Source organism: Streptomyces sioyaensis (assembly GCF_004122735.1).
GTDB lineage: Bacteria > Actinomycetota > Actinomycetes > Streptomycetales > Streptomycetaceae > Streptomyces > Streptomyces sioyaensis.
In genome coordinates this window covers 26,745-33,114 of sequence record NZ_SDIF01000072.1, presented here as the reverse complement: position 1 = coordinate 33,114, position 6,370 = coordinate 26,745, and the positions used below count along the sequence as shown (strand labels likewise).

6 protein-coding genes are annotated in these 6,370 nt (G+C 70.5%); 3 read left to right on the top strand and 3 right to left on the bottom strand.

Annotated features, from left to right (window positions below; translation table 11 throughout):
- Positions 1 to 254 precede the first annotated feature (254 nt).
- Together pknB and EST54_RS22560 are read left to right on the top strand one after the other, a co-directional pair.
- A complete protein-coding gene (gene pknB / locus EST54_RS22565) occupies positions 255 to 2,213 on the top strand; it encodes a Stk1 family PASTA domain-containing Ser/Thr kinase (protein WP_167511596.1) in 1,959 nt (652 codons plus the stop codon).
- A gap of 61 nt (positions 2,214 to 2,274) precedes the next feature.
- Positions 2,275 to 3,168, top strand: coding sequence for a deoxyribonuclease IV (locus EST54_RS22560; RefSeq protein WP_244942590.1), 894 nt, complete (start codon positions 2,275 to 2,277; stop codon positions 3,166 to 3,168).
- A gap of 24 nt (positions 3,169 to 3,192) precedes the next feature.
- On the opposite strand, the gene EST54_RS22555 is transcribed toward EST54_RS22560, so the two are convergent.
- A complete protein-coding gene (locus EST54_RS22555; protein WP_129249551.1) occupies positions 3,193 to 3,825 on the bottom strand; it encodes a sulfite oxidase-like oxidoreductase in 633 nt (210 codons plus the stop codon).
- Positions 3,826 to 3,973: 148 nt separating this feature from the next.
- Between EST54_RS22555 and bfr the strand changes: the two genes are divergently transcribed.
- Positions 3,974 to 4,450 carry a bacterioferritin gene (bfr, locus tag EST54_RS22550; RefSeq protein ID WP_129249550.1) on the top strand — a complete coding sequence of 159 codons (477 nt, stop codon included), beginning with the start codon at positions 3,974 to 3,976 and terminating at the stop codon, positions 4,448 to 4,450.
- A gap of 90 nt (positions 4,451 to 4,540) precedes the next feature.
- On the opposite strand, the gene EST54_RS22545 is transcribed toward bfr, so the two are convergent.
- Both EST54_RS22545 and EST54_RS22540 read right to left on the bottom strand, forming a co-directional pair.
- A complete protein-coding gene (locus EST54_RS22545; protein WP_174857495.1) occupies positions 4,541 to 4,816 on the bottom strand; it encodes a (2Fe-2S)-binding protein in 276 nt (91 codons plus the stop codon).
- Between the two features lie 172 nt (positions 4,817 to 4,988).
- A complete protein-coding gene (locus EST54_RS22540) occupies positions 4,989 to 6,338 on the bottom strand; it encodes a class II 3-deoxy-7-phosphoheptulonate synthase (protein ID WP_040899445.1) in 1,350 nt (449 codons plus the stop codon).
- Between the last annotated feature and the right edge of the window lie 32 nt (positions 6,339 to 6,370).

Sequence of the window (6,370 nt, the reverse complement as noted above, 5' to 3'; positions counted from 1 at the left end):
CGGACGTAAAGCGAAGCAGTCCGGACACCCACCCGCGGAGGCCCGTCACCGCACCCGACAGCCCCGCGCAGCGGACCCCGCCCGCCGCAGGCGCAACGGCGAGAAGCAACCACGGCGGGAAAGCCGACAACGTACGGCGCGCCGCAAAAGCGCAACGGCGAGCGCACCGCGCAGCGGGCGACAAACGGCGAGCAACACCCACGGCGGGTAAGCCGACAACGTGGGAAGCAAAGCCATAGCTAGACTCGTCCCCCGTGGATACGACCCTTCAGGACCCGCTCGTGGGCCAGCTGCTCGACGGCCGTTACCGCGTCCAGGCGCGCATCGCCGCCGGTGGGATGGCCACGGTCTACCAGGCCATGGACACCCGGCTGGACCGTCTGCTCGCCCTGAAGGTGATGCACCCGAGTCTGGCCACGGACGGGGCGTTCGTCGACCGCTTCATCCGCGAGGCGAAGTCCGTGGCGCGGCTGTCGCACCCCAATGTGGTGGGCGTCTTCGACCAGGGCACGGACGGTACGTACGTCTATCTGGCGATGGAGTACGTCGCCGGCTGCACGCTGCGCGATGTGCTGCGCGAGCGGGGCGCCCTGCAGCCGCGGGCCGCGCTGGACATCCTGGAGCCGATCCTGGCCGCGCTGGGGGCCGCGCACCGCGCCGGCCTGGTGCACCGCGACATGAAGCCGGAGAACGTCCTGATCGGCGACGACGGCCGGGTCAAGGTCGCCGACTTCGGGCTGGTGCGCGCGGTCGACACGCACACCACCGCCTCGACCGGCTCCGTCCTGGGGACGGTCTCCTATCTCGCGCCCGAGCAGATGGAGCACGGCACCGCGGACGCCCGGGTCGATGTCTACGCCTGCGGTGTGGTGCTCTACGAGATGCTGACCGGCACCAAGCCGCACACCGGCGGCTCCGTGGCGCAGGTCCTCTACCAGCATCTGCACGAGGACGTGCTGCCGCCGTCCGGGCTGGTACCGGGGCTGGCACCGCAGCTGGACGAGCTGATCGCGCTGGCCTGTGCCCGCGATCCGCAGCACCGCCCGCAGGACGCGGTGGCGCTGCTGGCCCGGGCGCAGGAGGCCCGGGCGCAGCTGACCGACGCCCAGCTGGACGTCGTACCGCCGCAGGCCAAGGAGGTACCGGCGGGTGGCGACGGCTCGGAGCGGACGGACGTGATACCCCGGCCGGTCGGCACGGCGCCGGGGGCGGACGAGGCGGAGCTGCACCGCACCAGCCGGCTGGAGGTGCCGCCGGAGGAGCGGACCACCCGGCTGCGGCCGGTGCCGGGCGCGACGGGTGCGCCGGACCGCCGCGGGCTGCCGCGGCGCCGGCGGCTGCTCACCGTCCTCGCGGCCGTGCTGCTGGTCCTCGGGGTGGGCGCGGGCGTCTGGTACATCAACTCCGGCCAGTTCACGACCGTGCCCGCGGTGCTGGACATGCCGCAGGCCAAGGCCGAGAAGACGCTGCGGGACGAGGGCCTGGGCGTGAAGGTGGTGCGCGGCTTCAGCTCGAACGTGGACCGCGGTCACGTCATGAAGACGGATCCGGCGACCGGCAAGCGGATCCGCGGCACCGGCACGGTCACCCTCACCGTCTCCCGCGGCCCGGAGATCGTCACCGTCCCCGACCTGTCCGGCACCCCGGTCGCCGACGCCAAACGGAAGCTGCGCGACCGCGGGCTGATCCCGGGCACCGAGGCCCGGGCGTTCAGCGACGAGGTGGCCAAGGGCTCGGTGATCCGTACGGACCCGGCCGCGGGCAGCAAGCGGCGGCCGGACACCGCGGTGGGGCTGACCATCAGCCGGGGCAGCGCGGTCCAGGTGCCGGGGGTGCTCGGCAGCAAGGGCGCGGACGCCGCGACCACGCTGCGCGCGGCCGGCTTCCAGGTGCGCTTCGCCGACCAGCCGGTCTTCTCCACGCAGGACAAGGGCACCGTCGCCCGGCAGACGCCGGCCGAGGGCGGGCGGCTCGGCAAGGGCGAGACGGTCACCCTGACGCTGTCCAAGGGCCCGGAGATGATCCCCGTCCCGGACGTGACCGGCAAGAACGTCGACGACGCCAAGAAGCAGCTGACCGACCTGGGCTTCCAGGTCGAGGTGGACAAGCCGTTCTTCTTCCCGCAGGACACGGTCGACTCCCAGTCCGTCGAGGCCGGCCAGAAGGCGCCGAAGGGCGGCACGATCACCATCAAGCTCAAGGGCGGGCTGTAGGCGGGCGGCTCCGCGGCCGTCCGGCGGACGGCGGCCGCGGGGCACCTGGCACCCTGAAGGGGTGAGAACTTCCCCCCAGGGCGCCGAGTTGCGCGCCCGTGCACGCAATCCGGTCGGCGGCCATGTTCCGGTGGCCGGCGGGCTGGCGAAGACCGGCCTCCCGTACGCCCGGGAGATGGGCGACGAGGTCGTCCAGGTCTTCGTGGCCAATCCGCGCGGCTGGGCGACGGCGCCCGGCAACCCGGAGCAGGACGAGGCGTTCCGGGCGGCCTGTGCCCAGGAGCGGATTCCCGTCTATGTCCATGCCCCGTATCTGATCAACTTCGGGTCGCACACCGAGGCGACGGTCGAGCGGTCCGTGCTGTCACTGCGCCACTCGCTGCGCCGCGGCCGGGAGATCGGTGCGCTCGGGGTGGTCGTGCACACCGGCTCGGCGACCGGCGGGCGGCCGCGGGCGGCGGCGATGGCGCAGGTCAGGGAGCGGCTGCGGCCATTGCTCGACGAGCTGACGCACCCGGACGACCCCTGGCTGCTGCTGGAGCCGACGGCCGGGCAGGGGGCGTCGCTGTGTGCCATGGCCGAGGATCTCGGCCCGTACTTCGACGCGCTGGACCGCCACCCCAGGCTGGGGGTCTGCCTCGACACCTGTCATGCGTTCGCGGCCGGGCACGACATGGCGGCGCCGGGCGGGACGAAGGCGCTGCTGGACGAGCTGGTGGAGGTCACCGGCGAGGGCCGGCTGAAGCTGATCCACGCCAACGACTCCAAGGACGTGGCCGGCGCCCACAAGGACAGGCACGAGAACATCGGCGCGGGTCACATCGGTGCGGGGCCGTTCGGTGAGCTGTTCACCCATCCCGCGACGGCCGGGGTCCCGCTGGTCGTCGAGACGCCCGGCGGCAAGGAAGGGCATGCGGCGGACGTGGCGCGGCTCAAGGAGCTGCGCGGGCGCTGACCCGGCGGGCCGCCGCGGACGGGGTCAGAGCTCGGGGCCGTCCCCGGGCTCTTCCTGGTACGAGTAGCGCTGCTCCCGCCACGGGTCACCGAGGTTGTGGTAGCCGCGCTCCTCCCAGAAGCCGCGGCGGTCGGCCCGCATGTATTCGATGCCGCGGACCCACTTGGGGCCTTTCCAGGCGTACAGATGCGGAACGATCAGGCGGACCGGAAAGCCGTGCTCCGCGGTGAGGAGTTCTCCCGAGCGGTGGGTGGCGAAGAGGCACTTCTCCCCGGCGAAATCCTCGATCCGCAGATTCGAGCTGAAGCCGTACTCGGCCCACACCATCACATGGGTGACGTCGGGCGCGGGCGGTGCAAGATCAAGAATGGTGGTGGTGCGCACCCCGCCCCATTCGGCTCCCAGCATGCTGAATTTCGTCACGCAGTGCATATCGGCGACGACCGTGGTGTACGGCAGCGCCGTGAATTCCTCGTGTGACCAGCAGTGTTTCGCGCCGTCGGCGGTGGCGCCGAAAGCCCGGAACTCCCAGCGTTCGGGACGGAACTTGGGGACCGGCCCGTAATGGGTCACCGGCCAGCCCCGCTGCAGCCGCTGTCCCGGAGGGAGCGCAGGAGGCTCCTCTTCGCGGCTTTCCGGCTGACCCATGCCCTCCATGGTGTCAGACCGGGAGGGGTGCCGATGACCAGCGAGGGGAGGGATTGGGGCAACTCATACTAAGCGTGCACTTACTGGACGGCCCGCTCGGGGCGGTGCGAGGATGCGCGGCACCTGCCCAGTTCTCGCGTGGAAGGAGCCCGCAGCCATGCAGGGCGACCCCGAGGTCATCGAATTCCTCAACGAGCAGCTGACCGCCGAGCTGACCGCGATCAACCAGTACTTCCTGCACGCCAAGATGCAGGAGAACTTCGGCTGGACGAAGCTCGCGAAGTACACCCGCTCCGAGTCCTTCGACGAGATGAAGCACGCGGAGATCCTGACGGACCGGATTCTCTTCCTCGAAGGTCTGCCGAATTACCAGCGGCTCTTCCATGTGCGGGTCGGCCAGACCGTCACCGAGATGTTCCAGGCCGACCGGCAGGTCGAGGTCGAGGCAATCGACCGGCTCAAGCGCGGAATCGAACTCATGCGCACCAAGGGCGACATCACCTCGGCGAATATCTTCGAGGACATCCTCGCGGACGAGGAGCACCACATCGACTATCTCGACACCCAGCTGGAACTGATCGAAAAGCTCGGCGAAGCGCTCTACATCGCCCAGCTCATCGAGCAGCCGAGCTGAGCGCGAGCGGGCCGATGCGCCTTCGCGGCCACCGCCCGGGCGGCAGGGGAAGATCCCCCTCACCCCTGAGGGTCACGCGACCCTTGACGGCTACGCGGCCTCCGAGAGCGCCACGGGCTCCACTGCGCCCGCCGCCGCGGCCAGCGGCTCGGACACCCCGCCCAGCGGCTCGGACGCGCCGTTCTCGATGAGCTCCCGGCGGGGGCAGGCGCCCCGGCCGAGCAGGGCCTGGATGCGGCGTACGCAGTTGCCGCAGTCGGTGCCTGCCTTGCAGGCGGAGGCGATCTGGCGGGGCGTGCAGGCGCCCGTATCCGCGTGGTCGCGGACCTGCTGCTCGGTGATCCCGAAGCAAGAGCAGACGTACACGCGGATGTCACCTCCGTAAGGAACCTCATCGATCCGGCTGATCTTGAGTGAGGTTACCCTTACCTTACCTGGCACCGTGGGGGCTGTACAACACGATGGGGCGCGGATCACAGGATCCGCGCCCCATCGTCTGTTGTCCCTGACCGTCAGTGCAGGTCAGCTGCCCACCGGCTCACTGGTCGCGGTACATCTCCGCCACCAGGAACGCCAGGTCGAGCGACTGGCTGCGGTTGAGCCGCGGGTCGCAGGCGGTCTCGTAGCGCTGGTGGAGGTCGTCGACGAAGATCTCGTCGCCGCCGCCCACGCACTCGGTGACGTCGTCACCGGTCAGCTCGACGTGGATGCCGCCCGGGTGCGTGCCGAGGCTCTTGTGGACCTCGAAGAAACCCTTGACCTCGTCCAGCACATCGTCGAAGCGCCGGGTCTTGTGACCGGAGGCCGCCTCGAAGGTGTTGCCGTGCATCGGGTCGCAGATCCAGGCGACCTGGGCGCCGGAGGCGGTGACCTTCTCGACCAGCTCGGGGAGCTTGTCGCGGACCTTGTCCGCTCCCATGCGGGTGATGAAGGTCAGCCGGCCCGGCTCACGCTCCGGGTCGAGCCGCTCGATCAGCGTCAGCGCGTCCTCGGGCGTCGTCGTCGGGCCGAGCTTGACGCCGATGGGGTTGCGCACCCGCGCGGCGAACTCGATGTGCGCACCGTCGAGCTGACGGGTGCGCTCGCCGATCCAGAGCATGTGCCCGGAGACGTCGTAGAGGTGACCGGTGCGCGAGTCGACCCGTGTCAGCGCCGACTCGTAGTCGAGGACCAGCGCTTCGTGGGAGGCGTAGAACTCGACGGTGCGGAACTCCTCCGGGTCCACCCCGCAGGCGTTCATGAAGTTCATCGCGCGGTCGATCTCGCGGGCCAGCGCCTCGTAGCGCTGTCCGGAGGGCGAGGACTTCACGAAGTCCTGGTTCCAGGCGTGCACCTGGCGCAGGTCGGCGTAGCCGCCGGTGGTGAAGGCGCGCACGAGGTTCAGGGTCGCCGCGGAGGCGTGGTACATCCGCTTGAGCCGCTGCGGGTCCGGGATGCGGGCCGCCTCGGTGAACTCGAAGCCGTTGACGGAGTCGCCGCGGTAGGTGGGCAGCGTCACGCCGTCGCGGGTCTCGGTGGGCTTGGAGCGCGGCTTGCTGTACTGGCCGGCGATCCGGCCGACCTTGACCACCGGGACGGACCCGGCGTAGGTCAGGACGGCGCCCATCTGCAGCAGCGTCTTGAGCTTGTTGCGGATGTGCTCGGCGGAGACGGCGTCGAAGGCCTCCGCGCAGTCGCCGCCCTGCAGCAGGAACGCCTCACCACGGGCGACTGCTCCCAGGCGCTCGCGCAGCTGGTCGCACTCGCCCGCGAAGACGAGCGGCGGATAGGACTCCAGCTCCGCGATCACATCGCGCAGAGCCTCTTGGTCCGGCCAGTCAGGCTGCTGCGCCGCGGGCAGGTCTCGCCAGGTGTGTCCACCGGCGTGGGTTTCAGCGTTCACGGTCACACAGCCAACATTACGGGGTCCCGTCGAGCGTC